The following is a 19,726-nucleotide window of genomic DNA, read 5'->3' as shown; positions in this document are numbered from 1 at the left end:
CGCTTCGGTACGGAGGCTGCGGGCTCCGCCTGTTCGCAGCCTCCGACCTCCGCTCCTCACTCGCTTGCTAGACTTGCTTGGCTCAATGGACCTCGAGCCACACGAAAGCCCAGGAGGAAGTAGCGGTACGTCGGCTCGTACCTGCCATCGTTCGACGACCGGCAGAACCTGGCGGTATCGTCCCAGCTGCCACCGCGGTAGACCCGGGAGGAGCCGCTTACATCCCAACACCACTCTTCCACATTTCCGTGCATATCGAAGAGTCCCCAAGGATTGCACCGCTTCGTTCGAGGTGACTGAGACCGTGAAATGCTATTCACGATAAACCAGCCGTAGTCCAACAAATCTTGCACATCGTCACCAAAACTGAAGCGAGTTGTCGTCCCCGCGCGACAGGCCAATTCCCATTCCGCTGATGTCGGCAGGCGGATTCCATCCGCAGCCCGTTTCCAAGTCACGGTGAATGGTTCGCGGCGATCGTCACCGCTAGGCTTATTGAACTGCTGCTGTTCCCCTGACGCGAGGTTGGGGGGCGTTATTTTTGTAATCTCGTAGCACGGAGTCAGTTCCAGTTTCCAGCTCAACCAATTGCAGAACATCACCGCGTCGTACCAACTGACTTGTTGAGCAGGCAGGTCGTCGCCGTCATCATTTTCAAACACGAACACGCCTTCCCAGTCGCTCGGTTTCAGGCCCGGATAATCTTCATCGGACATGAACTGCTTAAACAGTCCGACCGTGATCTCCGAGTCGCTCAGCCAAAAGTCGTTAGTCACCGTAATTGGACCTTGTTCTCCAGCGACCTGACCCGACGGGATTTTAACAAACGTCAGTCCACTCGGCTCCTGCCACCAGGCGCGATCGGAAGGCGGTTGGTTGGTCGCATTGAGCTCAACTCTTTCCAGTTGCCATGCCGCCATCGCATAACCGGCCGCGCCGTGGGTACCACCGTCAGTTGCCCGGGAATACCAGTCGGCAAGCACAGGCTGCCATGCTTGTTTCGCCCCTTGCCCTGGTTTCTCAACACCGGCCAAACTCAGGCAAATACCCGATCGCAATGCCGGATCGTCCGTGTTCTGTAACTGAGTTGCCAGCAGTTCGACCGCTCCTGACCATGCGGCGAATTCCCTGATAAAGACCGTACGCTGAATCGGATCAAAGGTGATCGCGGGTGGCTTCAATTCGGCGAGCAGCGCGAGAAAGTCTTGATCCTCAAACAATGGAATGAAATCTGGATCATTGTCCAGACCCGACCCTTGATCGTTGTAATTGAGATTAATATAGGCTTTCCGCAGCCTTTCCAAGGCCAGCGTTCTGAATTCATCTTTTCCGGGAAGTTGTTGCAACTCACAGACTTGTACTAACTGGGCTGCGATGCACGCCGCGTTGTACTGGGCGGTCGAGTCATTGGAGCCGTCTTTAATCAACGCATCGAGTCGGTCGCTCGCAGCCGTCAAATCGCCCTGCCATGCCTGCACGAGAATTTCTGCGTATGCGACCAAGCTGTCTGCCCTGGTCGATTTCCGCAATTGCTCTAAGGAAGCCGCCGCCTCATCGGCACGCCCGGCGCGGGCCTGACAAATCGCTCGCCGCAGCCAGACTTCCCAGTTCGCAGAGTCACCGTTTACCAATGCCTCGAACTCTGCCAACGCCTGTTCGTCTTGATTCAGAAAATAATGGGCGACGGCCAGTTTCATCCGTTGTTCTGGAGAAGTTCTTTCGTCCTCCGGCAAATCGCTGATTTGCTCGATTTGTCGGCGAAAGTCGGCAATGAGATTGGGCAGCTCAACTTCCGGTGTTTTTGTGTCTGGTTGGTCGCGGAGCATCTCCGTCGCCAGTGTTGAATCACCCAGGTGTAGAGCCACAATTGCCAAGCGGGCTTTGGTGATCCAGTCTGCTGCCTTCGATGCGTTTTTCGCCGCCGCAACGACTATTTGCAGTGACACCGATGAGTTCATGGCAAGGGCCGCGACAATATTGTCCACTTCTTCGGGATCGGTGTCCGCGTCTGTTAGTCCGTCGACAATGGCTGTTGCGTCGACCTCGTCGTAACGGGCCAGCCCGTAATTAAGGCTTAGATTTTGCTGGTCGGCCGCTGTAGAACCTCGGGTCTGCAACTCCGCAGCTAACAGATCCCGGGGAAACTCATCCAGATTATCGAGGGCAAAGGGCACCGCTTTCCCTTCCGCTCCTTGAAGGCTGTCCACGGCAACTTGGAGATTTTTCCGCAGCGTGCGGTCCTGGACTTGGGAAACAATTTGTTGAATGCCAACGCCAGTCAAAATGATCAAGGCAAGCGCTGCTGACCAAAGCGTTCCTTTCACGCGATTGGCCCGCCGCATCATCATCTGCTGCGGTGGGGTCCAGTTCGATCGAGGTGTCAAAGCGTGAATCCGCAGCCACTCCAGCGTGGATGGCAGTTGCCGGTTTTCCCGCTTGGCACTCCAGGTGGCAGCACGTTCAGCCAGCAGCAGTTCCGCCCGCCCGCGACGCGTTTCCCGCTGTTTGCGAGTCAGCCATTCCCGCAGCGAAGGGACGAGGTAGTCGTGGGTCAGTTGATAGAATTGAGCGGAGCGTTCAGTCACGCGCGGCCTCTCGCTTCCCCCTTCGCCACTGTCAATGCCTTCCGGATCGGTGGGGGTAATCAGTCGAATTTGGCTGTCGAGAATGCGTATTAGATCATCAAAGTCTTTAGGGCGACCAGCGTAGCCGGAGGTCTGGAGCAATTCATCGCGAGACTTCATTTCGCCTTTGATGTCGGTGCCGGAATTGGGCAGTAAAGCCTTGAGAACACCGCGCGCCGCTCGCTGATGATATCGATGCTCGGGCGGAGCGGTCGAAGCACTGAACATCTCCTCCAGAAAGGTAACGCCGACACCCTTGGTCCCACCAACTTCCTGCAGCGTTGCCGGATTCCATGGTTTGCCCTTCATCATTTCGGCAAATAGGGCTAGTCGCACGCAGATCACCTTGCTTTCTTCGGCCAGACCGGCGATGGCAGCCTTGAGGAAAGCTTTTTGTTCTTTGCTGGGATCAACCAAGTCATCCGGCAAGACACCGAATGACCTTCCGAAAGCCGCCAGAACCTTTTCGGCATGGCGAATTGGAAAGAGATCAACGGCTGCCGAGTTCTGCGCTTCGGCGAGACGAACTTCCAGCTCGCGCATAAAGCGGGTCGCAGCCATCCAGAAGTCATCCCGCACCATCACAATGCACTGCACCCGACTCCCGTCGCACTGCCGCAAGGCTTGCACTAAACCGGTACCTTCCACTTCTTTGTAAACATGCAACCATTGCTCGAACTGGTCGAGCACGATCAACACTTTTTTACCGAACGGCACGCCTTGGCCGCGCCGGAGTGCGGCCAGCGCATCCTTGAGACTCATGGTGTTTTCGAGCGCGGGGCAGCGTTTGCGCAAGCCGTGCAGGAGACGGGTTTCGGTCTCCTCGGGTGTGGCTTCGATGTAGACCGGGATCACTTCGGCGCATAGACGCGGCAAGAGCCCCGCTTTGACCAATGACGACTTACCGCAGCCGGATGGACCGTAAATCAGTCCGACCGAAAAGGTGTTGTCCGCGTCGATCTCTTCAACGCGGGTCTTCCAGAAACGAATGCTGTCGGGCAGCCCCTCGCGGTCTCGCGGTCCTGGTAACAGTTCCAGAAAAAAGTCGGCGTCATGGGCGTCAAAGGATCGCAAGCCCTTGGGCACGATCTTGATTCGCTGACTGTCGGAATTTTCCTGAGTCGAGTCGCCGCGTGCCGTGCCGGAGTCGCCAGCCGCGCGTGTGGTATCTACCTGCGCGGGCTGCTCCGTCGCTGATGCCGTGATGCCGCTGATTGACTGCGGTAGCGAGGCGAGGCACAGCCGCAAGTCCTCGGCCATGTCGAGCGCGGTCGTGTAGCGATCCGCAGCCCGCTTGGCCAGGGCCTTGAGGCATATCCGCTCAAGCTCTTTTGGAATCCGGTCGTCGATTTGACGCGGCGGTTTGACTTCCTGGCTGGTGATTTGTTCTAGCAGTTCATGCTGGGTCTCGGCGGAGACGGTTCGGCGTCCAGTCAACAGTTCATAAAATACCGCCCCCAGGCTGTAGATGTCGCTACGACCGTCGACGCGGTGCCCTTCGCCGCGAGCCTGCTCGGGGCTCATGTAGGCGGGGGTGCCAGCGTATCGCGGCCCCTTACCAACATCCGCTTCACGGAGGGCCAGACCGAAGTCGACGACGTAGGGACGGTCCTGCTGATCAAGCAAGATGTTGCCGGGTTTGACGTCGCGGTCAACGAGACCCTGCTTGTGAGCATAATGCAGGGCCTCCGCCACGGTCGCGACCAACTCGGCCGAAGCCACAAAATCCAGTCGAGACTGACGCAGCCTGGCCTTCAAGTCCGTCCCCTCGATGTACTTGGAGACGATGTAGCAAGGGAACTCTGGCGAGCTGCCGACGTCGTAAACAGGCACGATGTGGGGATGATCAAGGCCAGCAACGGTGCGAGCTTCGGTAAGGTACGCCTCGGCATCTTCGGGCCGGTTGATCAGGCGGGAGTGCGGCACTTTGATCGCGACCCGTCGATTCAACTGCTCATCCATCGCCAAGTAAACGAGCCCAAAACCTCCTTGTCCCAATACTCTCTCGATCCGGTAGCGTCCGATCGATTGAGGGTTTTCGACGAGCGCAGGATCGGCTGGCTGAGCATCGCTCCCACTGAAGCTAAACGTGTCATCACTTGGTGTTGAGTTGTTCATCACATTTTTTAAGCTGGCGAGAGGCACTACGCCCGTTCATGGTCTCACAGATGATAGGCTCAGGCAATCAGTCGAGGGGTATTTGCAAACGACGGTACCCCCGTCGAGTCAACATCCCGACGCAAGGTTGCAATTCACGGGAGTTGGCCGAATTTTCTGACGTGGGTTTAGCACATCTTTTTCACCGAAACGCTACAGGAAACGGCGGCTGGCTGGACGTCTGGATTGCCATTTTGGTGCTCCGGACGATCCGTCCTGAGCAGCGAACACCCCCACGGTGCTCCGGTGGCCGACGCCGGGCGCTCGCGGGTGGCAGTTCGAGGGATTTAGGCACTCCGTGCACACTGGTTAACCAACGCGATCGTGGATGCTTGGTTTTCGTAGCCTTCTTGTAGTGTCGACCGTGCGTCATTAGCGATCGCCCCGACCAACACCGCATGTTCGCCGAGCAAGTCACCGCCGAATATTTGGTCCGCACGGAAGGCCGCGGCCCGAACCGTCGACGAATGGAAAGCCCGCCCCGAACAACCCGACAGCCACTGGCTCGACTGCCTCGTCGGTTGTGCGGTAGCAGCCTCGATGCAGGGAGCATTGTTGTTCGGAACCGATCGGCCGTCTACATCAAAGCGGGAACGAGTTGGCTTCAAAGAGTTGCAACGCCGGAAGCGAGTGTAGATTCGCTGGCAGCACATATTTGTCTGACTCGCTTCTTTGTCTGCCTCGCTTCCAAACGGTTAACGGGCTGCATCAGATTGGCAGTGGAGCCTCACATACTTCCCTGCTCACTGGCGTCCATTACGCTCGGATTGGAACGGCCATTGATCGGGCACAACAAACCACCGTTTGGATTCGCGTTCGGTTGATGAACTGTCGCAAAACTCACTGAACAAAATCGGAGTATGTCGGCTGTTGAAGTGGTTGTTGAGGAATTGTGCGACTTCACCAGGACTTAGTATGTCATCATCAGCTGGATCGGCAAATTCTTCAGAGAGCCAAAACGGCTTGCGGAGGATTCGATACCGATGGCGACGAGTGCAAAGAAGCTCAGCCACCTCTCGCTTTCGTAGCCATCTTCCCTCAAGGTGACCTGCGGCCAACTCCTCCGGCAATGCAACCTTGGTGTTGGTTTGCCAGTGATAAAAAATCCGGCCCTTCACAAACGCTTCGCTGATGTCGATTTCAGGAAAATATCGGACACCTAGCGGCAGTTGATGATTGAGCAGTCGCTCGGCTTTCTTCCGCAGCGTGTCATTTACGTTCGGTCCGATATAGTCGGTTACCGAAGGGTCGTTAACATTAACCTGAAGGTAGAATTTACACGCAAGCTCCCAGTGGTTCAGCCGCCCCAGTCCATCGCGAAATAGGACATCAATTTCTCCGGCGGTTCGCTTTCCGTCACGCAGCTGGAGAGCATGATCTACGATCTCACACCTGAGAATGAAGCGGAGCCAGTAGACAACCAGACGCTCAAAATATCTACCGACACGTCGTTCACGAGGCGATGTCAAGTGGATTGTTAGGTGTTCTCGGTCAACGTCACCTATTTTCAGAGGCTGCTTGGGAACGGATTCTTGGCCGGTGAGATTCATCAAAGACGGGCTGTTGACTACCCAAACGAGGTCGCGGGCAAATTGTTCGGTTTCATTCATGCGGTCAGATTGCCAATATGAATTCTCGGGTATCTTCGGCGATGAAGAGGATGAGTCGAAGGTCGTCTGAGAATATCTAAGTGGGATTTTTCGATACGCTGTCGATCTTGTCCTGCATCGACTGCTCGCGATCCGTGCGGGTTCCGACTTTGATGCTGGTGGTGATTCGCGGCGCTCCCATCGCGTGAACCCGTTCGTGGCAGAGCTTGATCGCCGCAAAAACTTCGTCCCATTCGCCTTCGATGTTCGTGCCGTACGCGTGGAGTTGGTGATTCAAGCCAGCTCCTTGTAGCACCTTCTGGCATTCCGCAACGTACTTACCCACAGATACGCCAACGCCCATCGGGACGACACATAAATCCACAATGACTTTCATCTCAGTTGATACTCTCGCATTCGGGGGCCATTTTTCAGTCAATAAGCATAGTGCCTTGCGTCGAAGTTGGCAGTGGGGTTGGTGAACCGCATTCACTCAGCGGCGACCGACTCACGCTAATAGGGTCAATTAAGCGGCGACCTGCACAAAGGCCGTTAACGGTCCGGCAGAAACGCACTAAACTGGTGACTTTCCACCATCGATCCTAACGCTACCTCAGTGTCTTCTGTGATTTTGCCCGAGCTAATTGTTTTTGATTTGGACTTCACCCTCTGGGATTGCGGAGGGACGTGGTGCGATTGTTTGTCGCCTCCGTTTCGGTTGCGTGGAAATCGAATCGTTGATCGTGGCGGACGACATGTGCGATTCTATTCGGACGTCGTTTCGATTCTCGATCTTTGCGACGAGCGTCAAATTGCGACAGCACTAGCGTCCAGGAGCGAGCAACCTGAATGGGCGAAAGAATTGCTTCGGCTGCTCGACGTGACGCATCGTTTCGCTTTTTCGGAGATCTATCCGTCGTCCAAACTGAAACACTTTGCGTCGCTGTCCCGATCAACTGGCGTCGCCTACGATCGGATGTTGTTCTTCGATGATGAGCTGCGAAACATACGCGAAGTTTCCGAACTTGGTGTCACCAGCGTATTTGTCGAAGACGGTCTTACTCGTGAGGTATTTGACAATGGACTCGAGCAGTTCTCCCAAGAGCACGCTTAGAGGTGGCTTGAAAGTTGATGAGGAAACGGTCGGTACCGGTGCAATTGCCAATCGAGGTGACACGGTGACGATACAGCTTGAGATTCGTCTCAATCGAGGTGAGTTGGTCGATGTATTCGATGAGTACTCTTTCGTTGTTGGCAAGCGTCAGGTTATCGCGGCCATCGACTATGGCGTCGAAGGAATGCGAGTCGGCGGTCATCGCTCGTTCAAAGCTGGACCGCATCTTTGTTACGGAGATAAAGGGGTTGTCGGCAAAATACCAGCCAACGCTGCACTCTTGATCGATGTGCAGCTTCTTGATTCCAATACGTAGCCTGACAGGTTACGAGACGGTTTGACACTCGAAGTATTCTTAAGCTGGTCATGAGTTACGACCAATCTGGCGGTGTTGCTTTGCATGGATTCCCCAGGTGGTATCGCAAAATCGCGAAAGTTTTTCTTGGTCGTGAAAGTCTGGAATTTCGACTTAAAGCGAACTTTCTTGAGTTCCAGAATCAAATTCATCCCCTTCGCTGCGCAAGGATTTTGATTGGCGGATTATGTGACTAGCAGAGAAGCACTTTTCACGCGTCGGCTAAATCCATGCAAGACAACCTTGACGATCAAATTCGCGAAAACGCCGCTGGGCCTGCAAAGGCGTCAGGCGATGCGGGCTCGGTGGAGCAGCACAAGCTGACCGAGCAGATTGCGGCCGACAAACATCTCGCCGGCAAGCAGGCGGTGGCGAAACCGCACCGCGGACTTCGCTTCAACAAGATTGTGCCGCCTTCGGCCGGCTGATCTTTCTTTCGATTCAGAAACCAAACCACAAAGGGCTGCCGGGGACGGCAATAGGAAACAGCACGGATGCTGAAACGTTTGTCAGGGATTATCGAGCAATTGCGCGGCGGACCGGCAACATCGTTCGTCGCCTCTGGACGCTCACTCCGGCAGCCCTTCTTTTCGCGTTTGCGGGCCAAATACGATGCCGCAAATACGACGCTCGACAATTACAAACACTGGGCCCGGGCCGACGGACTTTCCGCCTCATCCGCAAATAGCCCCGAAGTGCGGCGCACGCTCCGCAATCGATCACGCTACGAAGTCGCCAACAACAGCTACGCTCGGGGGATCACGCTCACCCTCGCTAATGATGTCGTCGGGACCGGACCGCGACTGCAAATGCTAACGGGGAACGACGGCGCGAATCGGTTCGTGGAGGCTGAGTTCTTTGCTTGGTGCGAAGCGGTCGGCATCGCCGAGAAACTGCGAACCATGCGACTCGCTCGCGTTGCCGATGGGGAAGCGTTCGGGTTGCTCACTAACAACGAGCGAATTGACGCGGCCGTCAAACTGGACCTGCGATTGATCGAAGCGGATCAAGTGGCAACACCGACGTTGGTGCCTGACACTCGCCGTTACCTCGATGGCATTCGCTTCGATGGTGACGGAAACCCGATCGCGTACGACATCCTTCGCCAACATCCAGGCGATGGCATGTTCTTGGTCGACGATGAATTCGACACCGTGCCGGCTAAGGAGGTGCTGCACTACTTTCGCTGCGACCGGCCGGGACAGATTCGCGGCATTCCAGACATTACGCCGGCCCTGCCGCTGTTCGCACAGCTTCGCCGCTTCACGCTCGCTGTGCTTGCTGCCGCCGAAACGGCTGCCGAGTTTGCCGGCATCCTTTACACCGATGCGCCGGCCAATGGTGAAGCCGATGCGGCCGAACCTTTCGAGCCGATCGAGCTGGAAAAACGGATGCTGCTGACCATGCCGGGCGGTTGGAAGATGGCCCAGATGAAGAGCGAGCAACCATCTACCACGTACGCCGAATTCAAGAAAGAGATCCTCAACGAAATCGCTCGTTGTTTGAACATGCCTTATAACGTCGCCGCTGGGAATTCGTCAGGCTATAATTATGCCAGCGGTCGGCTCGATCATCAAACCTATTATAAATCGATCCGCGTCGAGCAGACGCAACTTGCTCGCGTGGTGCTCGATCGCATTCTCAAAGCATGGCTCCGCGAAGCCATTCTCATCGAGGGCTACTTGCCCAATTCGCTTCGCACGCTCGACAGCACATTCGAGCATCAATGGTTTTGGGACGGCCATGAACATGTCGATCCCGCCAAAGAAGCCAATGCCCAAAAAATCCGCCTCGCCAATCATACGACTACTCTGGCCCACGAATTTGCAAGGCAGGGGCGTGATTGGGAGGCGGAGTTAAAACAGCGAGCCAAAGAACTAACGCTGATGCGTGAACTGGGCTTATCGCTCGAGCCCGAGTCTGATTCTCCATCTGAACCTGAGGTTACGGAAGATAATGCCGAAGACGTCCCCCAATCCGCTTGAAGACGATGCTCAGTCCGTTCCCAGTAGCTTGCGGATTGTGTGTGATGATTCCACATCGATCGCGCTGCAAGCTGCCGAGGCGCCCGAGGAGGGCAAACCGGGCCTCCGCAAGTTCTCAATGACTGCCTACACCGGTGGTGCAATGCGGCTGGGAGGCTGGCCTTATCCGGTCGTCGTCGATCTGGCCGGCATGCGAGTGACTCGCAAGAGCCGCCCCATCCTCAAGGATCATGATCGCGGCAGCATCGTTGGGCATACCAGCGACATCAAGGTCAGTGCCCAGTCGCTGGAAGTTGCCGGGGTGATCTCGGGTGTGGGGGCAACGGCTCAGGAAGTGATCGCTACGAGCGAAAACGGCTTCCCCTGGCAAGCTTCACTGGGAGCCAGCGCCGACAAAGTGGTCTTCATTCCCGAAGGCAAGGCTGCCCAGGCCAACGGCCGCGAATTCAAAGGGCCGGTCTATGTGGCCCGCAAGTCGACGCTGGGCGAAGTCTCGTTTGTGGCTCTCGGCGCGGACGACAACACCGAAGCCCGCGTGGCTGCCGGACAAGCGGACGCTGACGAACAAGGGGCTGAGCCAGAAGAGCCCGAAGAAAAAGAAACCAACGCCAGCGATCCCACCGATGACCTCGAACCTGTCAACGCGAGCCTCGATATGAGCACGAAGCAGTCTGCACAGCCCACCTCTCCAAACCGCCAAGTCGAAGCCATGCGGGCCGAAATCGCCGCCGAGTCGCGGCGGATTGCCGGAATCCGCAAGATTTGTGCTGATAAACATCCAGATATCGAGGCGGACGCGATCGAGCAAGGTTGGTCAGTGACCCAAACGGAACTGGCCGTGCTGCGGATTGAACGTCCCAAGGCGCCCGAGCCGAACCAGTCGCGTCCCTCCGTTACGGCTCGCATGCTGGAAGTGGCTGCCTGCCTCGCAGTCGGGATCGCCGAAAAGACCCTGCTGGCAAGCTACGGCGAACAACTGGTCAACCAAGCTGAACCGCTGCGGAACATTGGTTTGCGGGAACTGGTGGCCGAAAGTGCCAGGCTGGAGGGATACGATGTGCCGCGAGTGTTTGGTGATGGCTCGGCTACGATTCGGGCAGGTTTTTCCACGATGACCTTGCCGGGAATCATGGAAAACGTGATGAACAAGACCCTGCTGGCCGCTTATGAGAACACTCCGATCGCAGCCTTTGATCTGTGTAGCGTGGGCACGGTCTCGGACTTTAAGGAAGTGAGCCGGTACCGGCTGCTGGGAACCGGTGGATTTGAGCAAGTAGCGGCCGACGGGGAACTCAAGCACGGCAAACTATCGGAACAGCAATACAAGAACCGGGCGGATACTTACGGTCAGATTCTTATGCTGACCCGTAAGGATATCATCAATGACGACCTCTCCGCGTTTATGGATATCCCCCGGCAAATGGGCCGCAGCGGCGCCGAGTCGATCGACGAGCTGTTCTTTACTTTGATGCTGGGGAACGCATCCAACTTCTTCTCCGCTGGTAACAGTAATTTCTTGTCAGGTGCCGACACCGCGTTTGGTGCCAACAGTCTCACCGTGGCCAAGACAACCTTCCGTAAGCAGAAGGCTGGCCCCGGCGGCAAACCCAAAGACCAAAAGCCGATCAACATTAGGCCCGAATTCTTGGTGGTACCGGTCGAACTGGAAACCGAAGCGGAACTGCTGATGGGTTCGGCACAATTGATGATCGATGCCTCAGGAACTCCGACCAAGATTCCGGTCGATAACCCCCACCGCAACAAGTATCGCATCATCAGTGCGCCCCATCTGTCGGACACATACTTCGCTGGTGCCAGTGCCAAGGCCTGGTATCTGTTCGCCAACCCCAGCGTACTGCCAGCGTTTGAGATTGTGTTCCTCAACGGGCGTCGCACTCCGGTGATTGAACGCGTGGAAATGCCGCCAACGATGCTGGGGATGGGATTCCGATCTTATATCGACTTTGGCCTCAATGCTCAAGACCCGCGAGCCGCGGTCAAGGTTAAAGGTGAGGCTTAAGTCTCGGCATTATTTTTAGATTCCCATCTCCACTTATACCACACTCTCATTCATTCATAGGACAGTAACGTGACGCAGGCTCAGTATATTCAAGGCGCCGATGTGGTTGACTACACTCCTGACGCCGATGTGGCGGCCGGTGCAGTGGTGGTGCTTGGCGATCTTGTGGGGGTCGCCAAGCATGACATCAAGGCAAACCAGCTTGGCGCGCTGGCTATCGAGGGAGTCTTTGACATGGTCAAGGCATCCGCCACCGTGATCACGCTTGGAGCGAGCGTCTACTGGGACGCGACCAACTCGGTGGTGGTGACCACAGCCACCGGTAACAAGTACTTGGGACGTGCCATCCTGGCTGCGGCATCCGGTGAGACCGTGGTGCGTGTCCGCGTCAGCACCTAAAGCAGGCAGCTTTCCGGCCTGCCTTGCTTCGTCCTCACCGCATCTTCTTGCTCCTTAGTCTGGAGACATACCCCTGATGAAACTGAAAGGCTGCGGATTGCTGGTTGCCGTGGGGCTGATGTTGGCGACCGGCTGCAGTGAAGGCCCGACAAAAGTGCGTCCGCTGCCGGCCCCGCCAACGGAACAACCGGCTGCGAACCTGCCCACATCGCTGCACCAGCGCAACTGGACGGGCTCACTTGGCCAGGGCAGCTGTGTACACGCCTCGCTAGTCAACCATTTCCGTTGGCTGAACGAATTTGAGCTCGGTGAGCGGTGGCGAGCGACCTACAGCGACGGCGAGTGGGACTCACGCCTGCGAGATCGACTCGATGCGGCGGGAATTGATTACAGCTTCACGCTCAAGGCCGATCCACGTTTCCTCGACTGGGCCAGTACGACCCGGCGCGGCGCCATCCTGTGGTGGAAACCGGCCCACTGCTGCACGTTCCTCGGCTGGGTGGAGCGGAATGGGAGCCAGTTTGCCGCAATCCTCGACAACAACTATCCCGGGCGGTTTGAGCTCACGCCGCGGGAACAATTTATCCGCCTCTGGGCCGGTTATGGCGGCTTTGCCTTGACCGTTCTGGACGCCCCCAGCAGTTCACTCCCCTATCGAAGTTATGAGGTGGTTCAATGAGTGAGAGTGTGCGAATTCGCCTGAGCGTCGGGCTAATCGCCGTGGCCGTACTGCACGCCCTGCTGCTGGCAGTCGCGTTCACGTTGCTCCATCGCGACTATGTAAAATCGTGTGTCGATTGTGATTACCAAGTGCCGGTTCGCCAAGAGGCTAGCGCCGTAACTGCCGAGATTGAAAAGCTCGCCCAGCCGCAGCGAGTCAATCTGCAGGCTCAAGGAGAGCTCAAGCAACAGGGACCGGTCTGTCCGCCAGGCTATCAACCCAGCTGCACCGTGGTTCGCAAGCCAGTGTATCAACCGCCTGCGCCCCAGCGACCAACGGTAGCCCCAAGTTCATCTACAGCTAAGCCAGCGACTACTCCGAATACTGTCCAGCCACCACGGATCGTGGCCCCCGCTTCGCCGCCACCAAAGAAGAGTTATGAGATCGCACTGTTCGTCGGTCCCGACGCAACGAGCAACCGGCTGCAGCAGTGGTTCTCCCAGCATCCTGGCCTAACGAAACTGAAAGCGGCTTGTGAGTTTCAAGTCTACACGGCCGAGAACGCTATTTACCGGGCGAGGTTTCAGGATGTCGTGCCGGTGTCGCAGTTCCCCGTCGTCCTATTTCAAGACGCCAGTGGCGGACATATTCACGCTGCCGGTCGCTCGATGATCCCGAGCACAGCCGAGCAGCTTTACTCCGACCTGCACAAGGGCTACGAGCTCTACCAACAAGCCAAACAAGCTCAAAAGACCGGAGCTGTCAAAGCTCGCGGATATTCCTGGGACGACGCGATCTCACCCACGCTGTATCTGTCTCCGGAAGACTGTCCCGATGGTTATTGCCCACCAGAACCCACCGATCGCTGGCGGCCGGGAGACCGCGTTCGGGATCTGTTGTTCGATGATGTCCCGGCAACTCGCAATGCCCTGATGTGGGTCTCGGCCGGCGAACTGGCCACGCTGGCGCTGATTGTCTTGGCTGTGATTCTACTTGGCTTCATTCTGATCAAACGAGGGATGTGAACTATGGTTCTTGGCGTTGCCTTGATTGTCGTCTTTGTGCTGCTGGCGCTCGCCCTCCTGCCGGTGAAGAAGCGTGAAAGCCTTTCGCAGCTCAGCGTATCCACCCCCACTCTCTTTCCAGCCGAACCGGTGCGGCCCTTCAACCTACGTCAGCAGCAGCTGAGCGAGGAATCAGCAGCCATTGCCAGTGAATACCAGCGGCGGGCCGAACAACTGTGGCTCGAGGAGCTGCGGATTAAAGCCACGGGGTTGCTGACAAACCCCGCTCCCGCTGCGGGGCAATATTCGGAAACAACCGCTGCCCCTGCCGAAAGTCCGCAGGGCCGTGGCGGATGACCGACATGCTGCAGCGAGGTCAAGCGTGGCTGGCCAGCCAACTCAACCAGCACGCATCCCGGCCTGTGATCTACCAGCGGGGTGCCCTCAGCGCGCACCTGCAAGCGACGATTGGTACGTCTGAGTACGAGCAAGATGACGGTACCGGACCCATCGTTCGTCATCAAGTGCGTGATTACCTCATCAACACGGAGCTGCTTTTAAACTCGGTGATCCAGTCACTACCGCTGGCAGGTGACAAGATCATCGAACAGGACGGCGTGGACCGTTACGTCTACGAAGTGATGGGCCTCGGCAGTAGTCCACCCTGGCGATTCAGTGATCCGTTTCGCTTGACGCTTCGCATCCATACCAAACAGATTCACACTTCGACGGACTGATAGAAATTGTCAACGGTGATTCAGATCGCGGAGAGCGTGACAGCTCAGCTCAACTCCGCCAGCTTCTCGCAGACGTTTACAGCAAAGCGGCTTTACGTGCCCAACTTCGACCTGGAGGAACTGAGCGAGCTGCATGTTAGCGTGGTGCCGCGTGACGTCTTACTTTCCGCACTCGATCGACTTACCAACCGATACAACGTCCGCATTGATATCGCCGTTCAGCAGAAATTCGAAAGTGGCGCGAATGCTGAGATCGACCCGCTGCTGAACTTAATCGAGGAGATCAGCGACCTGTTTCGGCTGAAGCGACTTGGTTCACTACCCGCAGCTCGCTGCATCACGATTGAGCATCCGGTCATTTACTCCGTCGAGCACTGGGAACAGCAGCGTCAGTTTACCAGTTTACTGACGCTCACCTTCCAGCTGGCCCGATGACCACAGCGATGATCGCAGCGGTCATCAAAACCAAGTTTGATACCAAGCGGCTGCAGAAACGAGTCGAGGCGGCCAGTTTCCGTTCGCTGGGGCACGCTGGCGGAGCGATTCGGTTGACGGCTAGCCGCAGCATCCGCCGCCGGAAAAATCCATCGCCACCAGGACGACCTCCGCACACGCAAACTGGACGCCTCAAGCGAGCGATTCGCTACGAAGTCCAGCCCGGTAATGTGGTGATCGGTCCGGTCAACGAAATCGCTGGCAAGCTTTGGAATTTGCACGAGTTTGGCGGCCGCCGCAGACCTCGCCGGCGTCGCCGCAGCCGCAGATTGCGACTGGGTGACTTTGGGCCGATCCGCTTGAAAACGGCCGGCGTGCGACCGACTTATCACCGCATTCGCCTGACGACCGCCGCCCAGGTCAGCCGGGCGAGTGCCCTTATTGCCGAACACGATCGGCAACGCAACAGTCAAGTCCAGCGTTATCCCAAACGCCCGTTCATGCAGCCAGCGCTCGCGATCAACCGTCCCCGCTTGCCCAGGTTCTGGGCCAACTCAGTCAAGTAAGGAACAGCAGTCATGGCAGAAGTGCGACTCGGGCTCGATGCGGTGCTAACCATCGACGGCACCGTGATTGGCAATTGCAAAGACCTCACCGTGACTTTGGAAAAGGCCGAAGCCGACGCCTCGACGCGCGACAACAACGGCTGGCGAGCAACGGTTGGCACGCTGAAAGACGCATCGATCGAGTTTCAGGTCGTCAATAAGGATAACGACACCACGTTCGCCAACTTGCAAACGCTCTACATGAGCGGCGACCCGGTCGATGTCAGCATAAGTGACGTAGGAGCCACGCTGACGCTGACCTGTGAGGTGATGCAGTTTAACGTTACTCAAAATCTCGAAGATGTGATCATGGCCGACGTCACGCTCAAACCCACGCAGTCGACGCTTGGTACCGGCGTCAACGTGCCAGTCCCAGTACTGCCAGGACCATAAGCGATAACCGTTTCGTTTATCCTTATATATCGTAAGAGAAAATCTTATTATTCACATGGTAGCCTCCAGCATGCAGAAGTTTGTTGACCATAGCGGGCGAATCTGGGTTGTGCAGATCGATGTCGCCACCATCAAACGTGTCCGCTCCGTCACCGGCGTTGATCTGCTCAGCATCGTCGAGGGAGAGCTCATCGAACAGCTCAGCCGCGATCCCGTCTTACTGTGTGATGTTCTCTATGCGGTCTGCCAGCCGCAAGCGCTGGCCGCCGATGTCTCCGAAGAGACATTTGGCGAGGGGCTGGCCGGCGATGCGATTGCCGAGGCGACGGTCGCGCTGCTGGAGGCTTTGGTGGCTTTCTTCCCGGAGCCCCGTCGCCGTCTGCTCCAGCAGGCGGCGAGCAAGTATCAAGCGATCGAGCAGCAAGCGCTCAAGCTCCTGAGTCAGCGGCTGGACGATCCGCAACTGGAGAAAAAGGCCCTGGCGGAATTCGAGCAGCGTTTGACCACCGAGCTATCGAGCGACTGATCTACCAGCTGGCCGGCATCCTTGGCGTGGATCCCGGCCCACTCACGCTGCGGGAACTGATGTGGATGGCTGACGCTCGCCGGCACGCGCAGTGGGGCCAAGTGAGCTCGGTGCTGGCGGCAATTTATGAGGTAAATCGTGATCCCAAAAAACGCCGCAAGCCGTTTCAGCCCCAAGAGTTTAATCCGCTGTTGCGACAGGCGGCCAGTTTACCGGCGGTGACTGTCACGCAGCTGGCCTCGATGTTTAAGGCTTCTGGATTCCATGTTCGAACGGCGCCAAGCCAGTCATAACCGCGATTTCCAGCTGGGAAGTTTTCCCCTGGGCTGGACGTATGCCTATCGGCCGTCCACGGCGAGCGATGGTAGCAACTTTTCGCTGAGTGACTGGACCGAGTTCTCGGTTGATAACGGGGCTGTTTGGTATGGTCCCAACCAGTTCTCCACGCCCTGGATGTCACCGACCGCTTGTCACCCCGGCGAACTAGCCAGCACGGCGAGCGTGATCAGCAGTTACGCGTTACCCTTCTCGGGCGACTATCGCCTGGAGGCGAATTGGCAGCGATCCTCGACGGGGGGCGATGGGGTACAGGTGTTTCTCTTTCACGAGCTGGCAATGCTGTTCACTGAGGTGCTGCTCGGTAGCGCCACACACACCAGTCAGCTAATCAGCGCATCGGCCGGCGAGCGAATCTCGTTGGTCGTCGACAGACGCGGCAACTATTCCAGTGACCAGACCAGCATGCTGCAGCTCGATATCTTTCGGCGGCTCGCTTCTCCCGTGAAAACACTCCTCCAGGCACGATCGACCCAGAGAATGGAGCTGCGACTATGAGTCTCGCTTCGCTGATCTCGCCCAGCGTACTGCCAAGTCAGAATCTAACCACGGGAGTGACGCTCTGGAACGGAGCCAATCCAGGGCCATCGTCGCAAGCGCTGGTGGTGATTGATATCAGCGGCCGGGCGGCGGGCGTAAACAGCATGCTGACACTTGAGGTTCGCGTGGGCGGATTCTGGGTGGCCAGCGTGCAGCGAGAGATTCCTACCGCGGAAGCAGCGGTCCGGCTGACTCTGGATGAAATCACTTGGCTGCAAGGTGAGAATTTGACGCTCACCTTGAGCAGTGATGATGCCGGAGATAACAACGTCTCACTGACGACCAAGATCTACAATCGCACGCCACTGCAACCGCTGGCAATCGGTCGTGACTTGGATGTTAACGCTAGCGGTCATGTCGCTCGCGTGACGCTGGTTGATACGACGACGACTAATACCGACATGCGGGGAACGAATGGGGCAAATACGATCGCTCCGCTATCGGCCGCCGGTGTGCGATCTGCGGTTGGGCTGGCGTCGGCAAACCTCGATACCCAGCTTGGCGGCAAAGTTACTAACACTCAATTGCAAGCGGCTTTACCGGCTAACTTTGCGGCGCTCGGTATCAGTGCGAGCGGTCACATCTCCCGTGTGACCCTCGTCGACACGACAACCACCAACAGCGACATGCGTGGGACTGATGGAGCGAATACGGTCGCTCCGCTGTCGGCCGCCGGTGTGCGGGCTGCAATCGGCTTAGCGACTGCAAATCTCGACACTCAGTTAAATAGCCTTCTCACAGAGGCTGATCTACTTACCGCTTTGCCCACCAATTTCGCCGCCCTTGGTATTAGCGCGAGTGGTCATATTTCCCGTGTGACACTCGTCGACACGACAACCACCAACAGTGACATGCGAGGGACTGATGGAGCGAATACGGTCGTTCCGCTGTCGGCCGGCGGTGTGCGAACAGCAATCGGCTTAGCGACTGCAAGTCTCGACACACAATTAACAGGCCTTTTGACAGAGGCCGATCTGCTTGCAGCGCTGCCCGCCAACTTCGCCGCCCTCGGTATTAACGCGACTGGGCACATTTCCCGTGTGACGCTAGTTGATACGACGACGACAAACACCGACATGCGAGGAACCGATGGCGCCAACACGCAAACTCCTCCATCAGCCGCAGTGATCCGCGACGCAGTGCTAGATACCGTCTTGGTGCCTAACCACAACGTGCTGGGATCACTAAGCGACTTTATCCAAGCCACTTCGCTGGCAGTCGATGATGTGATCAAGAGCGGCGAAGAACGCACTCTCACGCGTACCGGCAAAGACCCGGTGACCTTTACTGAAACCCGGGTGCTAAACTAAATGAGCGCCAGCGTATTCTTTGATGATTTCTTCGGAGCGCCCAGTTCGGGAAGCGGACTCACGGCAGAGGAAGCTGCTCAGTTGGCTGCCGCAGCCGCGCTGGCCGATCGCCTGCCCGAACTTCGCACCGCCAAGCTCGATCTTGATCTTGCGCACGCGGGAGCGGCCGCGCTCTATCAAGCGGATCTTTCCGGGCTTGTCACCAGCGATTTACTCCCCGCCAACTTCAGTCTGTTGAAGATTGATCCCAGCGGCCAAGTCACCAGCAGCAGCGACACAAGCCTCTCGGCCGCCGCGGTCTGGGACTACTTTGTCGCCGCCAGTGGGGACGCTGCGGTCAACCGGATTGCTACGGCCGTGGGGTTGCCGGGCGAAGCAAGCTTCCAGTTATCGTTTACGGTGCACGATCAAGACAACCAGCCCGTGCGGTTCGTCCGCCTTTCACTGGCCGGCTCCGCAGTCGCTCGCACGACGAATCAATTCGGAGAAGCTATTCTTTATGCCGAGCCAGGCGACTATCAACTTCTCGTCGAGCCGCCGTTCGGGTTCGCCCCCGTCCCGCCACAGGCAATCACGGTTGCCGCTAGCGACCAAACCATTGCGATCACGGTGCCGCGCGAGCTGCCGGCGCTGACCGTTGCCCCGGAAAGCTGTGCGGTCACGCTGCAGGTCATCGATCAAACCGGCTTGCCTCTGGCCGATTTACCAATCACCCACCGCGTGAGCGCCGGCTACGCCGTGCTGGACGACCAGTGGATGGTCAATACCCTGGCTCCCGCGATCACCAATTCAAGTGGCATCGCGCAGCTCGTCGCCGCTCGCGGGCAAGTTTATGATTTTACCGTGCAAGTCTCCAGTAGCAATCAAGTGACCATTCGCCGGCTGATTCCCGATGCCGAGTCGGCCACGCTCTCGATGATGGTGGAGGCTTAGTAT

General features: G+C 57.3%; 21 protein-coding genes. 18 read left to right on the top strand and 3 right to left on the bottom strand.

From position 1 onward, the window contains the following. Window positions 1-56: 56 nt before the first annotated feature. The 3 genes from SH139x_RS09880 to SH139x_RS09870 all read right to left on the bottom strand — a co-directional run bounded on the left by SH139x_RS09880 (window position 57) and on the right by SH139x_RS09870 (window position 6,767). Complete coding sequence (locus SH139x_RS09880; protein ID WP_488355082.1) at window positions 57-4,742, bottom strand: protein kinase domain-containing protein; 4,686 nt, start codon at window positions 4,740-4,742, stop codon at window positions 57-59. A 782-nt stretch (window positions 4,743-5,524) separates the two neighbouring features. Further along, entirely contained in the window at window positions 5,525-6,391 is an 867-nt protein-coding gene (locus SH139x_RS09875; protein ID WP_488355081.1) for a DUF1853 family protein, read from the bottom strand. A gap of 76 nt (window positions 6,392-6,467) precedes the next feature. Beyond that, complete coding sequence (locus SH139x_RS09870; protein WP_488355080.1) at window positions 6,468-6,767, bottom strand: MTH1187 family thiamine-binding protein; 300 nt, start codon at window positions 6,765-6,767, stop codon at window positions 6,468-6,470. Window positions 6,768-6,986: 219 nt separating this feature from the next. Here SH139x_RS09870 and SH139x_RS09865 point away from each other — a divergent pair, with 219 nt between their 5' ends. From SH139x_RS09865 to SH139x_RS09780, 18 genes are all read left to right on the top strand, one after another. Beyond that, a complete protein-coding gene (locus tag SH139x_RS09865) occupies window positions 6,987-7,484 on the top strand; it encodes a magnesium-dependent phosphatase-1 (RefSeq protein ID WP_488355079.1) in 498 nt (165 codons plus the stop codon). Further along, window positions 7,450-7,800, top strand: coding sequence for an FKBP-type peptidyl-prolyl cis-trans isomerase (locus SH139x_RS09860; RefSeq protein WP_488355078.1), 351 nt, complete (start codon window positions 7,450-7,452; stop codon window positions 7,798-7,800). The genes SH139x_RS09865 and SH139x_RS09860 overlap by 35 nt, the downstream gene beginning before the upstream one ends. Window positions 7,801-8,069: 269 nt before the next feature. After that, window positions 8,070-8,267: a hypothetical protein gene (locus SH139x_RS09855; RefSeq protein WP_488355077.1), complete on the top strand. Its 198-nt coding sequence runs from the start codon at window positions 8,070-8,072 to the stop codon at window positions 8,265-8,267. Window positions 8,268-8,333: 66 nt separating this feature from the next. Next, on the top strand, window positions 8,334-9,824 hold the full coding sequence (locus SH139x_RS09850) for a phage portal protein (RefSeq protein ID WP_488355076.1): 1,491 nt from the start codon (window positions 8,334-8,336) through the stop codon (window positions 9,822-9,824). After that, window positions 9,796-11,844: a phage major capsid protein gene (locus SH139x_RS09845; protein ID WP_488355075.1), complete on the top strand. Its 2,049-nt coding sequence runs from the start codon at window positions 9,796-9,798 to the stop codon at window positions 11,842-11,844. Before SH139x_RS09850 ends, SH139x_RS09845 begins: the two co-directional genes overlap by 29 nt. A 69-nt stretch (window positions 11,845-11,913) precedes the next feature. Then, entirely contained in the window at window positions 11,914-12,243 is a 330-nt protein-coding gene (locus SH139x_RS09840) for a DUF2190 family protein (RefSeq protein WP_488355074.1), read from the top strand. Between the two features lie 76 nt (window positions 12,244-12,319). Then, window positions 12,320-12,922, top strand: coding sequence for a hypothetical protein (locus SH139x_RS09835; RefSeq protein ID WP_488355073.1), 603 nt, complete (start codon window positions 12,320-12,322; stop codon window positions 12,920-12,922). Then, the gene (locus SH139x_RS09830; RefSeq protein ID WP_488355072.1) at window positions 12,919-13,929 is read left to right on the top strand and encodes a hypothetical protein; all 1,011 of its coding nucleotides are present in this window, start codon (window positions 12,919-12,921) and stop codon (window positions 13,927-13,929) included. The genes SH139x_RS09835 and SH139x_RS09830 overlap by 4 nt, the downstream gene beginning before the upstream one ends. A gap of 3 nt (window positions 13,930-13,932) precedes the next feature. Then, window positions 13,933-14,265 (top strand): hypothetical protein, encoded by a 333-nt coding sequence (locus tag SH139x_RS09825; protein ID WP_488355071.1) that lies wholly within the window; start codon window positions 13,933-13,935, stop codon window positions 14,263-14,265. Window positions 14,266-14,270: 5 nt separating this feature from the next. Continuing rightward, complete coding sequence (locus SH139x_RS09820; protein WP_488355070.1) at window positions 14,271-14,645, top strand: hypothetical protein; 375 nt, start codon at window positions 14,271-14,273, stop codon at window positions 14,643-14,645. Window positions 14,646-14,651: 6 nt separating this feature from the next. After that, window positions 14,652-15,080, top strand: coding sequence for a hypothetical protein (locus SH139x_RS09815; protein WP_488355069.1), 429 nt, complete (start codon window positions 14,652-14,654; stop codon window positions 15,078-15,080). Beyond that, window positions 15,077-15,646: a hypothetical protein gene (locus SH139x_RS09810; protein ID WP_488355068.1), complete on the top strand. Its 570-nt coding sequence runs from the start codon at window positions 15,077-15,079 to the stop codon at window positions 15,644-15,646. The genes SH139x_RS09815 and SH139x_RS09810 overlap by 4 nt, the downstream gene beginning before the upstream one ends. A 12-nt stretch (window positions 15,647-15,658) precedes the next feature. Next, the gene (locus SH139x_RS09805; RefSeq protein ID WP_488355067.1) at window positions 15,659-16,078 is read left to right on the top strand and encodes a hypothetical protein; all 420 of its coding nucleotides are present in this window, start codon (window positions 15,659-15,661) and stop codon (window positions 16,076-16,078) included. 70 nt (window positions 16,079-16,148) lie between these two features. Continuing rightward, complete coding sequence (locus SH139x_RS09800) at window positions 16,149-16,604, top strand: hypothetical protein (RefSeq protein ID WP_488355066.1); 456 nt, start codon at window positions 16,149-16,151, stop codon at window positions 16,602-16,604. A 26-nt stretch (window positions 16,605-16,630) separates the two neighbouring features. Next, window positions 16,631-16,897: a hypothetical protein gene (locus SH139x_RS09795; RefSeq protein WP_488355065.1), complete on the top strand. Its 267-nt coding sequence runs from the start codon at window positions 16,631-16,633 to the stop codon at window positions 16,895-16,897. After that, window positions 16,869-17,438 (top strand): hypothetical protein, encoded by a 570-nt coding sequence (locus tag SH139x_RS09790; RefSeq protein ID WP_488355064.1) that lies wholly within the window; start codon window positions 16,869-16,871, stop codon window positions 17,436-17,438. The genes SH139x_RS09795 and SH139x_RS09790 overlap by 29 nt, the downstream gene beginning before the upstream one ends. Beyond that, window positions 17,435-18,790 carry a hypothetical protein gene (locus SH139x_RS09785; RefSeq protein WP_488355063.1) on the top strand — a complete coding sequence of 452 codons (1,356 nt, stop codon included), beginning with the start codon at window positions 17,435-17,437 and terminating at the stop codon, window positions 18,788-18,790. The genes SH139x_RS09790 and SH139x_RS09785 overlap by 4 nt, the downstream gene beginning before the upstream one ends. After that, entirely contained in the window at window positions 18,791-19,723 is a 933-nt protein-coding gene (locus SH139x_RS09780; protein WP_488355062.1) for a hypothetical protein, read from the top strand. The last annotated feature ends 3 nt before the right edge of the window (window positions 19,724-19,726 follow it).

The organism is Kothea flammea (assembly GCF_052161645.1).
Taxonomy (GTDB): Bacteria; Planctomycetota; Planctomycetia; order Pirellulales; family Pirellulaceae; genus Laterigemmans.
Note: the sequence above shows the minus strand (reverse complement) of the source record. Positions and strands in the feature narration are given on the sequence as shown.

What these genes read in the sequence shown, in the direction of transcription:
- SH139x_RS09860 (WP_488355078.1), top strand. Translation starts at nt 7,450, where the DNA reads ATGGACTCGAGCAGTTCTCCCAAGAGCACGCTTAGAGGTGGCTTGAAA.
- SH139x_RS09850 (WP_488355076.1), top strand. Translation starts at nt 8,334, where the DNA reads ATGCTGAAACGTTTGTCAGGGATTATCGAGCAATTGCGCGGCGGACCG.
- SH139x_RS09810 (WP_488355068.1), top strand. Translation starts at nt 15,077, where the DNA reads ATGACCACAGCGATGATCGCAGCGGTCATCAAAACCAAGTTTGATACC.
- SH139x_RS09835 (WP_488355073.1), top strand. Translation starts at nt 12,320, where the DNA reads ATGAAACTGAAAGGCTGCGGATTGCTGGTTGCCGTGGGGCTGATGTTG.
- SH139x_RS09845 (WP_488355075.1), top strand. Translation starts at nt 9,796, where the DNA reads ATGCCGAAGACGTCCCCCAATCCGCTTGAAGACGATGCTCAGTCCGTT.
- SH139x_RS09830 (WP_488355072.1), top strand. Translation starts at nt 12,919, where the DNA reads ATGAGTGAGAGTGTGCGAATTCGCCTGAGCGTCGGGCTAATCGCCGTG.
- SH139x_RS09790 (WP_488355064.1), top strand. Translation starts at nt 16,869, where the DNA reads ATGTTCGAACGGCGCCAAGCCAGTCATAACCGCGATTTCCAGCTGGGA.
- SH139x_RS09870 (WP_488355080.1), bottom strand. Translation starts at nt 6,767, where the DNA reads ATGAAAGTCATTGTGGATTTATGTGTCGTCCCGATGGGCGTTGGCGTA.
- SH139x_RS09785 (WP_488355063.1), top strand. Translation starts at nt 17,435, where the DNA reads ATGAGTCTCGCTTCGCTGATCTCGCCCAGCGTACTGCCAAGTCAGAAT.
- SH139x_RS09820 (WP_488355070.1), top strand. Translation starts at nt 14,271, where the DNA reads ATGCTGCAGCGAGGTCAAGCGTGGCTGGCCAGCCAACTCAACCAGCAC.
- SH139x_RS09825 (WP_488355071.1), top strand. Translation starts at nt 13,933, where the DNA reads ATGGTTCTTGGCGTTGCCTTGATTGTCGTCTTTGTGCTGCTGGCGCTC.
- SH139x_RS09875 (WP_488355081.1), bottom strand. Translation starts at nt 6,391, where the DNA reads ATGAATGAAACCGAACAATTTGCCCGCGACCTCGTTTGGGTAGTCAAC.
- SH139x_RS09780 (WP_488355062.1), top strand. Translation starts at nt 18,791, where the DNA reads ATGAGCGCCAGCGTATTCTTTGATGATTTCTTCGGAGCGCCCAGTTCG.
- SH139x_RS09800 (WP_488355066.1), top strand. Translation starts at nt 16,149, where the DNA reads ATGCAGAAGTTTGTTGACCATAGCGGGCGAATCTGGGTTGTGCAGATC.
- SH139x_RS09855 (WP_488355077.1), top strand. Translation starts at nt 8,070, where the DNA reads ATGCAAGACAACCTTGACGATCAAATTCGCGAAAACGCCGCTGGGCCT.
- SH139x_RS09880 (WP_488355082.1), bottom strand. Translation starts at nt 4,742, where the DNA reads ATGAACAACTCAACACCAAGTGATGACACGTTTAGCTTCAGTGGGAGC.
- SH139x_RS09805 (WP_488355067.1), top strand. Translation starts at nt 15,659, where the DNA reads ATGGCAGAAGTGCGACTCGGGCTCGATGCGGTGCTAACCATCGACGGC.